Annotated in this window: 14 protein-coding genes, 1 other RNA gene and 1 riboswitch; of the genes, 6 read left to right on the top strand and 9 right to left on the bottom strand. The window is 71.0% G+C overall.

The genetic code is table 11. The annotated features are described in order from the left end of the window. Positions 1 to 198: 198 nt before the first annotated feature. The 5 genes from X946_RS06940 to X946_RS06925 form a co-directional block, all read right to left on the bottom strand. Positions 199 to 936, bottom strand: a complete 738-nt coding sequence (locus X946_RS06940) for an SIMPL domain-containing protein (protein ID WP_038745300.1) — start codon at positions 934 to 936, stop codon at positions 199 to 201. A 197-nt stretch (positions 937 to 1,133) separates the two neighbouring features. After that, positions 1,134 to 1,595 carry an EVE domain-containing protein gene (locus X946_RS06935; RefSeq protein ID WP_038745202.1) on the bottom strand — a complete coding sequence of 154 codons (462 nt, stop codon included), beginning with the start codon at positions 1,593 to 1,595 and terminating at the stop codon, positions 1,134 to 1,136. A 75-nt stretch (positions 1,596 to 1,670) separates the two neighbouring features. Further along, positions 1,671 to 1,852: non-coding RNA, 6S RNA (ssrS, locus tag X946_RS30480), on the bottom strand. A gap of 81 nt (positions 1,853 to 1,933) precedes the next feature. After that, entirely contained in the window at positions 1,934 to 2,248 is a 315-nt protein-coding gene (locus X946_RS06930; RefSeq protein WP_038745200.1) for a cell division protein ZapA, read from the bottom strand. Continuing rightward, complete coding sequence (locus X946_RS06925) at positions 2,245 to 2,595, bottom strand: hypothetical protein (RefSeq protein ID WP_038745198.1); 351 nt, start codon at positions 2,593 to 2,595, stop codon at positions 2,245 to 2,247. The genes X946_RS06930 and X946_RS06925 overlap by 4 nt, the downstream gene beginning before the upstream one ends. 202 nt (positions 2,596 to 2,797) lie before the next feature. After that, positions 2,798 to 3,059: riboswitch (cobalamin riboswitch) on the top strand. Positions 3,060 to 3,127: 68 nt separating this feature from the next. Here X946_RS06925 and X946_RS06920 point away from each other — a divergent pair. The 6 genes from X946_RS06920 to cobC all read left to right on the top strand — a co-directional run bounded on the left by X946_RS06920 (position 3,128) and on the right by cobC (position 9,579). Beyond that, the gene (locus X946_RS06920; RefSeq protein ID WP_038745298.1) at positions 3,128 to 5,209 is read left to right on the top strand and encodes a TonB-dependent receptor domain-containing protein; all 2,082 of its coding nucleotides are present in this window, start codon (positions 3,128 to 3,130) and stop codon (positions 5,207 to 5,209) included. A gap of 96 nt (positions 5,210 to 5,305) precedes the next feature. Continuing rightward, positions 5,306 to 6,307 carry a FecCD family ABC transporter permease gene (locus X946_RS06915; protein WP_038745297.1) on the top strand — a complete coding sequence of 334 codons (1,002 nt, stop codon included), beginning with the start codon at positions 5,306 to 5,308 and terminating at the stop codon, positions 6,305 to 6,307. Next, positions 6,304 to 7,128, top strand: a complete 825-nt coding sequence (locus X946_RS06910) for an ABC transporter ATP-binding protein (protein ID WP_038745196.1) — start codon at positions 6,304 to 6,306, stop codon at positions 7,126 to 7,128. Before X946_RS06915 ends, X946_RS06910 begins: the two co-directional genes overlap by 4 nt. A 43-nt stretch (positions 7,129 to 7,171) precedes the next feature. Next, entirely contained in the window at positions 7,172 to 8,227 is a 1,056-nt protein-coding gene (gene cobT, locus X946_RS06905; protein WP_038745194.1) for a nicotinate-nucleotide--dimethylbenzimidazole phosphoribosyltransferase, read from the top strand. 6 nt (positions 8,228 to 8,233) lie between these two features. Next, positions 8,234 to 8,992 carry an adenosylcobinamide-GDP ribazoletransferase gene (locus X946_RS06900; RefSeq protein ID WP_038745192.1) on the top strand — a complete coding sequence of 253 codons (759 nt, stop codon included), beginning with the start codon at positions 8,234 to 8,236 and terminating at the stop codon, positions 8,990 to 8,992. Continuing rightward, on the top strand, positions 8,977 to 9,579 hold the full coding sequence (cobC, locus tag X946_RS06895; RefSeq protein WP_038745190.1) for an alpha-ribazole phosphatase: 603 nt from the start codon (positions 8,977 to 8,979) through the stop codon (positions 9,577 to 9,579). Before X946_RS06900 ends, cobC begins: the two co-directional genes overlap by 16 nt. Before the next feature lie 441 nt (positions 9,580 to 10,020). Here the strand turns inward: cobC and X946_RS06890 are convergent, their stop codons facing one another. From X946_RS06890 to cobU, 4 genes are read right to left on the bottom strand one after another with little or no spacing between them, the layout of a single operon-like run. Next, on the bottom strand, positions 10,021 to 10,935 hold the full coding sequence (locus X946_RS06890; protein WP_038745188.1) for a cobalamin-binding protein: 915 nt from the start codon (positions 10,933 to 10,935) through the stop codon (positions 10,021 to 10,023). Between the two features lie 4 nt (positions 10,936 to 10,939). After that, entirely contained in the window at positions 10,940 to 11,989 is a 1,050-nt protein-coding gene (cobD, locus tag X946_RS06885) for a threonine-phosphate decarboxylase CobD (protein WP_038745186.1), read from the bottom strand. Next, the gene (cbiB, locus tag X946_RS06880) at positions 11,982 to 12,926 is read right to left on the bottom strand and encodes an adenosylcobinamide-phosphate synthase CbiB (protein WP_038745184.1); all 945 of its coding nucleotides are present in this window, start codon (positions 12,924 to 12,926) and stop codon (positions 11,982 to 11,984) included. The genes cobD and cbiB overlap by 8 nt, the downstream gene beginning before the upstream one ends. Continuing rightward, entirely contained in the window at positions 12,920 to 13,477 is a 558-nt protein-coding gene (cobU, locus tag X946_RS06875; protein ID WP_038745182.1) for a bifunctional adenosylcobinamide kinase/adenosylcobinamide-phosphate guanylyltransferase, read from the bottom strand. Before cobU ends, cbiB begins: the two co-directional genes overlap by 7 nt. Between the last annotated feature and the right edge of the window lie 4 nt (positions 13,478 to 13,481).

The raw sequence follows: 13,481 nt of genomic DNA, 5'->3' as shown, positions 1-13,481 counted from the left end.
ACGCGGAACGCCGGGCCTGCCTTTCACGCGCGCAACGTGCGGCCAGCGCTCGAGATCGTGATCGCGAGCAATCGAACAACCTGCGACATGCGATCGCAAGTTCCGACATGCACGAAGCGCAATAAAAAACGCCGGAGAGAAGCCGGCGTTTCGTCGACGGCGGGCGGCGCGCCACATTGCCGCCCGCGCCGCTTCATTTCACTTCATCTGCACCGAACCGTTCACGTTGACGGTCACGGTCGTCTTGCCGCCTTCGACGGCGATCGGCGCGCTCGCCTTCGCGCTGTCCATCGCGGGCGCGGCCATCGCGAACATCCGCGGATACGGCTGCACGTTGCGGCCGCTGCCGACGTTCACTTCACGGATCGAATAGTTGCTGTAGCCGAACGCGCGCGTCGCTTCCTCGGCGCGCGTGCGGAACGCCTTGATCGCTTCCGACGTGAGCTTTTGCTCGGCCGCGCGCTGCGCTTCGGGTGACAGCGAGAACGCGACGTTGGCCACCTGCATCATCGGGCTCAACTGGCCCGCGAGCTTCGACGCGGCCGCGAAGTCGTGCGACTCGAGCACGACCTCGGTGCGGCCGCGCCACGCGGAGATCTTGCCGTCACGGTCGATGCTCGGCGACACCGAGAATTCGCCCGTGCGCGCGGTGACGCCCGATACGCCGCGCGCCTGCGCGAGCGCCGCGTCCGCGCGCTTGTTCAGCTCGGCGGTCAGCGTGCCCGGATCTTTCGCCTGTTGTTCGTAGAACAGCGTGATGTCGACGACGTCCTGCGGAACATCGGTGCTCGCCTGCGCGGACAGCGACAGCACGCCCGCGGGCGGCTGCATCTGGCCCATGCTTTGCGCGCGCGCCGCGGACGGGGCGAGCGCGAAGGCGATCGGCAGCGCCGCCGCGAGCGTGACGGCAACGGCTAGAGCGGATTTTTTCGTCATTGTTGACTCCTTGAGCGTAAGCGCGCACGTGACATGCGGCGTGCGGGGCGCGGACGGACGCCGCGCTTCTTTCGAAACGCCCGGCGGATGCGGCACTGCATCTGTCGAGCGCCCGTTAGGCTGTCGAAAGCGGGCCGAGGTTCCGGCCGGCGCGGCTTCGCGCGCCGGGTCTGACAATGTTTGACGTGGCCGCCGCGTCACTTCATCAGGCGCTTCGTGATGAAGCGCCATTCTTCGGGCGTGACGGGCGTGATCGACAGCCGGTTGCCCTTCGCGAGCACGCGCATGTCGGCGAGTTCCTCGTGCTCGCGCAATGCGCCGAGGGAAACGAGCGGCGTCTTCTTGACGAAGCGCACGTCGACGAGCACCCAGCGCGGGGATTCCTGAGTCGACTTCGGATCGTGGTACGGACTTTGCGAATCGAATTGCGTCGGATCGGGGTAGGGCGTCGACGTGACTTCCGCGAGCCCCGCGATGCCGGGCTCGGGGCAGCTCGAGTGGTAGAACAGCACGCCGTCGCCGATCCGCATCGTGTCGCGCATGAAGTTGCGCGCCTGATAGTTGCGCACGCCGGTCCACGGCAAGGTTTGGTCGGCGGCGGCGGCGAGGTCGTCGATGCTCGCCTCGTCCGGTTCGGATTTCATCAGCCAGTAGCGCATGGATCGCAACGACTCGACGCAATGAAAAGGCTGCACAAAAGAAAACGGCATCGGGCTTTGCCCGATGCCGTCGAATAGGCCCCCGCCTTGGCCGCTAGGCCGGCATCCTGAACCTGAGGTTCAGAATTGGTCGCAGTTAGCAGCACTTCGGGTACATCAGACAGAGTGACGCGCGCGCCCGTGCTACAAATTTCCGCAACCGTGCACATGGCATTGGTTCAAGGAATATATGACCTTGGCGAACCAGGCAGGGAAGCTGACTTAACTGTTCGAATCACCTTTGAATTCAGCGGCTTGAACGCGATAGATCAAGCAGTGGCCGAACCTGGTGAAGCATTTTACTGCACCTCGTGCTGTGCGAGCACTGCACCGAGTTGTTCATTCATTTGATGCATTGTACGCCGGATTTCTTCCGCAGGGAACGCTTCTCCGTGACGCACGCTCTGTTGCAGCCTCAGCAGCTCCGATGCGAGCGACAGCGCGGCCATCACGGCGATGCGATCGGTGCCGCGCACCGAGCTGTTCGCGCGGATCTTCGACATTTCCGCATCGACGCGCGCGACCGCCTCGACGAGCGCCGCTTCGGTTTCGGGCGAGCAGGCGAGGCGATACGCCTGGCCGAGAATCGACACTTCGATCTGCTTGGTGCTCATGCCTGTTCTCCGTGGCTCGCCGTGCCTTCGGCTTCATCGCTTGCCTGCGGCGCGAGCAGGTCGAGCTGGTTTTCCGCATCCGGCACGCTTTTCGTGCGCGGCAATTTTTCGAGAATCGCGTTGAGCTTCACTTGCGCGTCGTCGATCTTCGCCGACAGCGTGTCGCGCTCCGCTGCGAGCGCGTTGCGCTCGTCGCGCAATTGCTCGAGTTCCGAGCGCAGCGTTTGCGCCTGCGTGCGCAATTGCGCGACCTGCTCCTCGAGCGCGAGCCGTTCCGCTTGATGGCGTTGATTCAGCGCGATCAGACGGCCGATGTTTTGAGATAGGGTTTCGAGTTCGTTGAGCATGTGCTGCGTCCTCTAAAGACCCAGCATTTTAGCGCGGAATAAGCGACTTTCCGATATCTGTAACGTTTCTAGACGTAACACCCCTGCTTCTCGCCGCGAAATCTCTTCGTCGTTCGTTGATGTCGATCGTGTCGACGACACACGGCGCGACGTTTCTTGCGCTGCGTCGTCGCGCTTTCTTGACGCTGCGGCGCGCGCGCTCCTAAACTGGCGCCGCCTCGGTGCTCGCGCGCTTCGCGCGCGGTTAAACGGGAAGCAGGGCGCGACGTCCGCCGGGACCGAGCCAACCTGCGCTGCCCCCGCAACGGTAAGCGATCGCATCGAATCCGATGCAAGCCGCACTCTCGATGCGTCGGCACGGCCGGCTCGGCCGGCCGCCGGCGTGGTGCCACTGCGCGTTTCGCGCGGGAAGGCGAGGCGGTGACGTCGCGAGCCCGGATACCGGCCGCGGCGGGGAGACGGGCGCGCCCGTCTCCGTGATGCAGGGCCTGCGGGGAAGCGGGCCCCGCTGTGGCTCAACAGGATGTCGTTCATGCGTACCCGTTTCGTCCGCGCAGCGCTCGCCGCTCTGTCCGGACTGCCGTGCGTCGCGCTCGCGCAAGGCGCCGCGGCTGCTCAGCCTGCTTCAGCTGATTCTTCCGTTTCTTCTTCATCGTCTGCGATTCCAGCGGACTCCTTGTCGTCCGCGGCTCCGCCGCCTTTCGCATCCGAACCGGCGTCGGCGTCGGCAACGTCAGCGACATCGGCATCGGCATCGGCATCGGCATCGGCATCGACATCGACATCGACATCGACAGCGACAGCGACAGCGACAGCGACAGCGACAGCGCCTTCGCGTTCGACGCCCGGTGCGCAGCTCGCGCCGATCGTCGTCACCGCGCAGCGCGCGCCGCAGAAGCTTGCCGACGCGATCCCGCAGACGACGCTCTTCGATGCGCAGGACATCGCCGACAGCGGCGCGACCGATCTGCCCGGCCTGCTCGCGCTCGCGCCCGGCGCGCAGATCGTGCGCAACGGCGGGCCGGGCGCGAGCGCGAGCCTTTTCCTGCGCGGCGCGCAGCCGACACAGTCGCTCGTGCTCGTCGACGGCGTGCGCGTCGATTCGGCGAGCCTCGGGCAGGCGCAGATCAGCCAGCTGCCGCTCGACCAGATCGATCGCGTCGAAGTGGTGAACGGCAACGTGTCGTCGCTGTATGGGTCCGGCGCGATCGGCGGCGTCGTGCAGGTGTTCACGAAGACGGGCGGCGATCATCCGCCGCGCTTCGATTTCTCGGCGGGCTACGGCAGCTATCACACGCAGACGCAAAGCGCGGGCGCATCGGGCCGGCTCGATGCGGACGGCCGGACGACGTTCAGCGTGTCGCTCGCGCGCTTCAAGACGGACGGCTTCTCGTCGCTCGATCCCGCGCTCAAGCCGCAGGCCAATCCGAACGCGAACGGCTATCTGAACGAAAGCGCGTCCGCGTCGCTGCGGCACCGGTTCGACGACAGGTGGGACGCCGGCGTCACGTACTTCCAGGCGAACGGCAAGGCGAGCTTCGACGACGCATACGGCGCGCCGACCGATCTGAATGATCTGTACAGCCGTGTCCAGCAGGTGTCCGCGTTCGCGAACGGCAAGCTCGCCGACTGGTGGACGACGCGCGTGAACGTGTCGAGCGGCAAGGACCGCAGCCAGTCCGCGCTGAACGGCGCATACACCGACCACTTCAATACCGACAACCGCCAGTACACGTGGCAGAACGATTTCGCGATCGCGCGCGGCCACAAGCTTCAGGCGGGCTACGAACGGCTCGACCAGTCGTTCGAATCGAACGTGTTCGCCGCGCCCGAGCGCCACGTGAATTCCGGCTGGCTCGGCTATACCGGCCGCATCGGCGACAGCCAGTTCCAGGCGAACGTGCGCCGCGATCAATACTCCGATTTCGGCGGCGCGAACAGCTACTATCTCGGCTACGGGCTCGACGTCACCGAGCGCTGGAAGGTGTCCGCGAGCTATTCGAGCGCGTTTCGCGCACCGAGCTTCAACGATCTGTACTATCCGAACGCGGGCAATCCGTCGATCCGGCCCGAGCGCAGCCATTCGGTCGAGGCGGCCGTGCAGTATGCGTCGGATGCGGCGGGCGTCGTGCGCGTGACCGCGTTCCAGACGCGCTACACGAATCTCATCGACTATCGCCCCGGCGCGAGCGGCCCGTACTATGTGGCGCAGAACGTCGGCCGCGCGAAAGTGCAGGGTGTCGAAGGATCGTGGCAGGGGCATGTCGGCAAGACCGACGTGCGCGTTGCGGCGACGCTGCAGAACCCGGTCGATGAAACCGCCGGCCAGGATCTGAACCGGCGCGCGCGGCGCTTCGCGTCGGTGTCGGCGAATCGCTCGCTCGGCGGCTGGCGCGTCGGCGGCGAGTGGCTCGTGAGCGGCCCGCGCGACGATTACGGCAATCGTCTGGGCGGATACGGCATCGTCAATCTGTCCGCGCGCTACGACATCACGAAGTCGTGGTACGTGAGCGCGCGCATCGACAATCTGTTCGACAAGGACTACGAGCTTGCATATGCATACAACACGCCGCGGCGCGGCGCCTATGTCACGCTCGGCTGGCAGCAGCGCTGACGGCCGGCCGCGGCTTCGGCGCAGTCGGTGCCGCGCGCGCCGCTCGCGCCTTCGCGCGCGGGAGGCGGCATGAGAGCCGACGCGCGCGGCGCCGGCATGCACGCCGCGCGCGCGGCCGCGATCTGGGCCGCGCTCGCGCTCGTCGCATGCGCGGCGTTCGTCGCGTCGCTCACGCTCGGCAGCGTGCCGGTGACGCCGCTTGACGCGCTCGCGGCGCTCGCTCATCGCGCGAGCGCCGATCCGCTCGCGGCCGACATCGTCCGCACGCTGCGGCTGCCGCGCGCGCTCGCGGGCTTCGGCTGCGGCGCGCTCCTCGCGCTCGCGGGCGCATTGCTGCAGGTGCTGCTGCGCAATCCGCTCGCCGAGCCTTACGTGCTCGGCGTGTCGGGCGGCGCGGCCGCGTTCGCGCTCGTCGCGATGATCGCGGGCGGCGCATGGTGGATCGTCGACGCGGCGTCGTTCGCGGGCGCGCTCGCGTCGATCGCGTTCGTGCTCGGGCTCGCACGCCGCGAGCTGTGGCGCGGCGAGCCGCGCGACGCATCGCCGCGCCTCTTGCTCACGGGCGTCGTGATCTCGGCGGGCTGGTTCGCGCTCATCACGCTGATGCTCGCGATCGCGCCCGAAGAGCGCTTGCGCGGCATCCTGTTCTGGCTGTCGGGCGACCTGAGCGGCGCGGCGTCGCCGTGGTTCGCGCTGGCGGCGCTCGCGCTCGCCGCGTTCGTCGCGTTGCCGGTCGCGCCGCAATTGAACGTGCTGCTGCGCGGCGACGCGGCGGCGGCCGCGCTCGGCGTGCCGGTCGCGCGGCTGCGTTTGCGCATCTATCTGATCGCGTCGCTCGCGGCGGCCGCGGCCGTCACGACGGCGGGCACGATCGGCTTCGTCGGGCTCGTCGTGCCGCACGCGCTGCGGCTCGCGTTCGGCAACGATCAGCGGATGCTGCTGCCCGCCTCGATGCTCGCGGGCGGCGCGGGCGTGATGGCCGCGGACCTGCTCGCGCGCACGGCGATCGCGCCCGCGCAATTGCCGGTCGGCGTGATGACCGCGCTGATCGGCGTGCCGCTGTTCCTGTGGATGCTGCTGCGGAGGGCTGCGCGATGACGACGCACCGCGCGCCGACGTCGCGCTCGGCCCGCTACGGCACGCTGCGCGTCGTGCTGAAGGCGGGCGCGCGCACGCTGCTCGACGACTTCACGCATACGTTCTATCCGGGCGAGCTGTGGTGCGTCGCCGGGCCGAACGGCGCGGGCAAGACGACGCTGATCACGACGCTCGCGGGGCTCGCGAAGCCCGCGGCGGGCCATGTCGAGGCGGACGGCGTGCCGCTCGCCGACTGGCGGCCCGAAGCGCTCGCGCGGCGGCGCGCGGTGATGGCGCAGACGCTTTACGACGCGTTCAGCGCGAGCGTGTTCGACACTGTGCTGCTTGGCCGCTTTCCGCATCTGACAGGCTGGGGCTGGGAGCGCCCCGACGATCGCGCGGCCGCGCACGCGGCGCTCGCGCGGCTCGGGCTCGAATCGTTCGCCGCGCGCGACGTGCTGTCGCTGTCGGGCGGCGAGCGGCAGCGCGTCGCGCTCGCGGCCGCGCTGTGCCAGGACGCGCCGCTGCTGCTGCTCGACGAACCGCTCGCGCACCTGGACCTGCATCATCAGATCGACTGTCTCGTCGCGCTCGCCGACTGGCTGCGCGCGGGCGAACGCACGGCGATCTTCTCGTGCCACGACCTGAATCTCGCGCGCCGCTTCGCGACGCACGCGCTGCTGCTCGACGGCAACGGCGCCGCGCACGCGGGCCCGGTGCGCGACGTGCTGACGCCCGAGCTCGCGAGCCGCGCGTTCGGCTATCCGCTCGTGCTGATCGAGCGCGACGGCCACGAGGCGCTCGTGCCCGCATGGCCCGGCGCGCCCGGCCGCATCATCTGACCGACGCGCATCGCGCGACCCATTCCACCCACGAGGCGAACCGATGACCTCCACCTACTCCCTGCCGCACATCGCCCCGCTCGACGACGCCGCGCTGCGCGCGACGCTCACGCGCACGATCGATCACAAGACGAAGCCGCCCGGCAGTCTCGGCCGCCTCGAAGCGCTCGCGCTGCAGCTCGGCCTGATCCAGCGCACCGCCGCGCCGAGCGTCGCGCGTCCCGTCATGATCGTGTTCGCGGGCGACCACGGGATCGCGGCCGAAGGCGTGAGCCCGTATCCGCAGGCGGTGACCGCGCAGATGGTCGCGAACTTCGTGGCGGGGGGCGCCGCGATCAACGCGTTTTCGGGCGTCGCGGGCCTCGCGCTCGAGATCGTCGACGCGGGCGTTGCGTCGCCGCTGCCCGAATCGCCGCAACTGGTCGGCGCGGCGATCGCGCGCGGCACGCGCAACTTCGCGCACGAGCGCGCGATGTCGCGCGACGAAGCGCTCGCCGCGCTCGCCGCGGGCGCCGCGCGCGTGCGGCATCACGCGGCGCTCGGCACCAATGTGATCGGCTTCGGCGAGATGGGGATCGCGAACACGTCGGCGGCCGCGTGCGTGATGAGCCGCCTGCTGAACGTGCCGATCGACGCGTGCGTCGGCCGCGGCACGGGGCTCGACGACGCGGGGCTCGCGCACAAGCGCGCGGTGCTCGGGCGCGCGCTCGCGCGGCACGCGGACGCGATCGAGCCGCTCGACGTGCTCGCGACGTTCGGCGGCTTCGAGATCGCGATGATGGCGGGTGCGTTCATCGAGGCGGCGCGCGCGCGAATGGCGATTCTCGTCGACGGCTTCATCGCGACCTCCGCGCTCCTCGTCGCCGACGCGCTCGCGCCCGCGGTGCGCGAATACTGCGTGTTCTCGCACGTGTCGAACGAAGCGGGGCATCGGCGCATGCTCGAGCATTTCGGCGGCGAGCCGCTGCTCGCGCTCGATCTGCGTCTCGGCGAGGGCACGGGCGCCGCGCTCGCGCTGCCGCTCGTGCGCGCGGCGGCGGCGTTCGTCAACGAGATGGCGAGCTTCGAGTCGGCGGGCGTCGCGAACCGCGATGCGTGACGCGCGATGAATCCGCTCGCCGAACTGCGCTACTTCGTCGTCGCGCTCGGGTATTTCACGCGCGTGCCGGTGCCGCGCGCGATCAGCGGCGCGGCCGTCGATCTCGCGCATGCGGCGCGTTACTTTCCGCTTGTCGGCGTGTGCGTCGGCGCGCTCGCGGCGGCCGTGCATCTCGCCGCGTCGCGCGTGTGGCCGACGGGCGTCGCTGCGCTCCTGTCGATCGCGGCGACGCTCGTCGCGACGGGCGCGCTGCACGAGGACGGCCTCGCCGACAGTTGCGACGCGTTCGGCGGCGGCTACACGCGCGACGACGTGCTGCGGATCATGCGCGATTCGCGGATCGGCACGTTCGGCGCGGCGGCGCTCGTGATCGCGCTCGCGCTGAAATGGCAGGCGCTCGCCGCGATGCCGCCCGCGCGCGCCGCGTGGACGATGATCGCCGCGCATGCGGCGAGCCGTACGCTCGCCGCGAGCCTGCTCGTCACGCTCGACTACGCGCGCGCCGAAGGCAAGGCGCAGCCGGTCGCCCATCGGATGCGCGCGAGCGCGTTGATGTTCGCGGCCGCGCTCGGTCTGCCGTGGCTGTTCTGGCCCGACTGGCGCGCGGGCGCGCTCGCGCTCGCGGTGACGCTCGCGTTGCGCGCGTGCATCGCGCGTTATCTCGACAGGCGCATCGGCGGCTACACCGGCGATTGTCTCGGCTTCGCGCAGCAGGCGTTCGAGCTCGCGATCTATCTGGTGATGCTCGGATGGATCTCGTCCTGATTCGCCATCCGGCCGTCGCCGTCGAAGCGGGCGTTTGCTACGGCAGCAGCGACGTGCCGCTCGCGGCCGACGCGGCGACGGGCGCGGCCGACGTGCTGCGCCGGCTCCGCGTGCTCGGCGCGCTCGGCGCGCTCGGCGCGGGCGCGGCGGGCAACGTGTGGTCGAGCCCGCTCGCGCGCTGCGCCGACGTCGCGCGCGTGCTCGCGCGAGAGGCCGGCGCGCCGCTCGAATGCGACGCGCGGCTGCGCGAGATCGATTTCGGCGCGTGGGAGCTGAAGCGCTGGGATGCGATCGGGCGCGACGCGCTCGATCGATGGAGCGCGGATCTGATGCATGCGCGCGAGCACGGCGGGGAGAGCGCCGCGCAGTTCGTCGCGCGCGTGCGGCCGGCGCTGGCGACGCTCGCCGATGCGGCGCGCGCGAGCTGGGCCGTCACGCATGCGGGCGTGATGCGCGCGCTGGCGTCGCACGCGCTCGATGCGCCGCTCGAAGCGATGCTCGCGCGGCCGATCGCGATGGGCGGCGTCGTGTGGCTGCGACGCGTCGGCCACGCGGGCGGCTGGCGGCTCGTGCATTGGGACGAGTGACGCGTGCGTGAGCGCGCGCCGCGCTTCGTGTTCGCAGTGGGCCAATGAGGCGCTCGACGCTTGCCGGGGCGACGGCGAGCGCATCGGTTCGGATTGGCGGATTCGACGCGGCCACGATGCGCCTGCGTTCCAGTCATGGAGAGAAGGCGGCATGCGCTTGCTGAATTGCCGGCAGACGTCGCTGCTCATCAGGAATGCCGCCCACGAAATCGCGAACACGGCGAAGAAGATTCAGTACAAACGGAGCTGCGCCATGGCAGCGCCGCGATCGGACGCGATCGGCGTCGTGCGGCGCATTGCTGCGTTCAGGCGTCGACGAACGACGTCGCGCGCGTGCGCAGGCAGATTGCGGCCGCCGTTATGGTCCGGCCTGCATGCTTGCGTGCGCAACGAGTTGCGCATGCGCTCGTATCCGGGCGACGCAGCGTGCGTCGCGCCGCGTCACGGCCTCGGCCGCCGCGCGCGCGCGACGTCGAGATCCCGGCACAGCGCTTCGGCCCCTTGCGCGATGCGCGGCGCGGGCCGCGTCAGCAGATCGCCGTCGATCGCGAACAGATTGCCCCGCGCGACCGCGGCGAGCTTCGGCCACGCGCGCCAGCGCGAGAAATCGGGCAGCGCGTCGCGCGTCGCGGTCGCGCCGGCCGCCGTCGTCACGATCGCTTCCGGATTCGCGGCGAGCACCGCTTCTTCGGTGACGGACGGCGCGACCGGCTTCAGTTGCGCGAACACGTTGCGTCCGCCGCACAGCGCGATCACGTCGCTGACGATGTGGTCGCCGTTCAGCGTGATGAGCGGCTTGTCCCACGCCTGGAAGAACACCGTAACAGGCGGCCGGTTCGCGTAACGCGCGCGCAGCTGCGCGATCCGCTGCCGGTACGCGTCGGCCGCCGCCGCCGCGCGCTCGCGCGTGCCGAGCAGCGCGCCCAGCTTGTCGAGCGACGTCGCGACGTCGTCGAGGTGCCGCGGCTCGCTGAAGTAGAGCGGGATGCCGAGCGCGCGCAGCCGCTCGGTCTCGCGCTCGGCGTTGCCGTGGCGCCAGACGACGATCAGATCCGGCTTGAGCGCCGCGATCCGTTCGAGATCGAGCGCCTTGTTCGAGCCGACGCGCGGAAGCGCCTTCGCGGCGGGCGGGTAGTCGCTGTACGACACCGCGCCGACGAGCTTCGCGCCGCCGCCCGCCGCATAGATGAGCTCGGTCACGTGCGGCGCGAGGCTGACGACTCGTTGCGCGGGCGCGGCGAGCGTGATCGTGTGGCCGGCGTCGTCGGTGACGGCGATGCTCGCGTGCGCGGCGGTGACGCAGAGCGCGCTCGCGCACGCGACGGCGATACGAAGGACAGGGGCGAGCTTGGGCATCGATTTATTGCGCCGCTCCGGCGGCGTTCGTCAACGTGGCCGGCAGCGCCGGCACGCAATCGGCGAGCGCGTGTTCGAGCCGCCGCCATTCGTTCTCGAGAGCGGGCAGCCCGATCCGCACGCTCGGCGCGTGTGCGAAGTAGCGCGTCCAGATGCCGCGCGCGGCGAGCGCCTCGTGCAGCGCATGCGCGCGCGGATCGGCGGTCCAGCTGAACAGCGGCGTCGCGTGCGCGACGAAGCCGTTCGCGCGCAGCAGCGCGGCGAGGCGCGCGCCGTCGTGAGCGAGCCGCTCGCGCGTCGCGCGCTGCCATGCGTCGTCCGCGAATGCGGCGAGCACTGCGTGGCGCGCCGGGCCGCTGACGGTCCACGCGCCGAGCGCGTCGCGCAGCCGCTCCAGCAGCGCGGGCGCGGCGAGCGCGAAGCCCGCGCGCACGCCCGCGAGACCGAAGAACTTGCCGACCGAGCGCAGCACGACGAGGCCGTCGCGATGCGTATGCGCGGCGAGCGACGCGCCCGCGTGCGCGTCGGCGTCCGCGAACGCCTCGTCGACGACGAGGGCGCCGCCGCGCGCGACGAGCTGTGCGTGCCACCGCAGCAGCCGCGCGCGATCGATGCGCTCGGCGGTCGGATTGTTCGGATTCGCGACGATCGCGTAGGTGAGCGCCGCGGGCAGCGCGTCGCTGCCGCAGTCGAGCGGCGCGCCCGCGTGGCCGTGACGCGCGAACGCGGGCGCGTACTCGCTGTATGCGAGCGGCGCGACGCCGACCGTGCCGCGCTCGAACAGCGCGGGCAGCGCGCGGATCGCCGCCTGGCTCCCCGCGACGGGCAGCACGTGCGCGGCGCTCGGCGCGCCGTAGTGGCGCGCCGCGTGCTCGGCGAGCACGCCGTCGTCCTCGGGCAGCCGGCGCCATGCGTCGGCGGGCACGGGCGGCACCGGATAGCCGTGCGGATTGATGCCCGTCGAAAGATCGAGCCACGCGTCGCGCGGGATGCCGTAGCGGAGCGCGGCCTCATGCAGGTTGCCGCCGTGCGTGATCGCCGGTGCGTCAGCCATGGTGCGTTGCAATGGTGAGCGCCGCGCCCGCGATCAGCAGCGCGAGCCAGAGAATCATCGTGCGCGCGACGAGCGACAGCGCGGCCGCGACGTGCACGGGCGCCGCGGGCTCGCCCGCGCCGAGCACCGGGCGATCCTCGAGCGCGCCGTGATAGACGGCGGGGCCGCCGATCACGACGTTCAGGCTGCCTGCGCCCGCCGCCATCACGGGGCCGGCGTTCGGGCTGTCCCAGTGGCGCGCCTGCGCGCGCCAGCAGCGCCACGCGTTCGCGGTGTCGCCGAGCAGCGCGTAGCTCGCGGCGGTGAGGCGCGCGGGCGCCCAGTTGAGCGCGTCGTCGATGCGCGCGGCCGCCCAGCCGAAGCGCGCGAAGCGCGGCGTCCGGTAGCCCCACATCGCGTCGAGCGTGTTCGCGAGCCGGAACAGCAGCGCGCCGGGGCCGCCCGCGATCACGAACCAGAAGAGCGCGCCGAAGATCGCGTCGTTGCCGTTCTCGAGCGCCGATTCGACCGCCGCGCGCGCGAGCGCGGCTTCGTCGGCGGCGCTCGTGTCGCGCGACACGATGCGCGAGGTCAGCGTGCGCGCGGCCGGAAGATCGCGGCGCAGCAGCGCGGCGGCGATCGGCGCGATGTGCTCGGCGAGGCTGCGCGCGCCGAGCGCGAACCACAGCAGCGCGACGTGCAGCGCGGCGGCGAGCGGCCACGGCAGCGCCGCGACGAGCCATGCGGCGAGCGCGACGGGCGGCGCGACGGCGGCGAGCCACGCGGCGAGGCCGGCGAGCCGGCCGCGTCGCCCGGTATTGAGTGCGCGCTCGAGCTGCGCGGCGAGCCGCCCGAATGCGACGAGCGGATGCGCGGTGCGCGGCTCGCCGACGAGCTTGTCGACGATGCAGCCGGCGACCGCGAGGATGGCGACGGCGGGCAGCGACAGCATCAGCATCGCGATTCGCCCTCGTGCTTGATCGTGACGGGCAGGCCGGCCACGCACAGCGTGACGCGTGTCGCGAGCGCCGCGACGCGCTGATTGACGCGGCCGAGCGTATCGACGAAGCGGCGCGTTTGCGCGCCGAGCGGCACGACGCCGAAGCCGATCTCGTTGCTGACGACGATCACCTGCGCGCGGCTCGCGCGCAGCGCCGCTTCGAGCTCGGCGACGCGCGCGTCGCACAGCGCGTCGTCGACGCCCGGGCCGTCGGCGGGGCAGAGCAGGTTCGTGAGCCAGAGCGTGAGGCAATCGACGAGCACGCAGGCGCGCGGGTCGTCGAGCTGCGCGATCGCGCGCGCGAGCTCGACGGGCGCTTCCACGAGCGCCCAGTCGGCCGGCCGGCGCGCGCGATGATGCGCGACGCGCTCGGCGAATTCGTCGTCGGCGACGCGGGCGGTGGCGATATACGTGACGGGCCGGCCGCCGGCGGCGGCGAGCCGTTCGGCGTGCGCGCTCTTGCCCGAGCGCGCGCCGCCGAGAACGAAGGTGAGATCGCGCGGAGTCATCGCG

The organism is Burkholderia sp. ABCPW 111, from assembly GCF_000773065.1.
Classification (GTDB): Bacteria; Pseudomonadota; Gammaproteobacteria; order Burkholderiales; family Burkholderiaceae; genus Burkholderia; species Burkholderia savannae.
The sequence above is the reverse complement of the archived record's forward strand: the minus strand, read 5'-3'. Positions and strand labels throughout refer to the sequence as shown.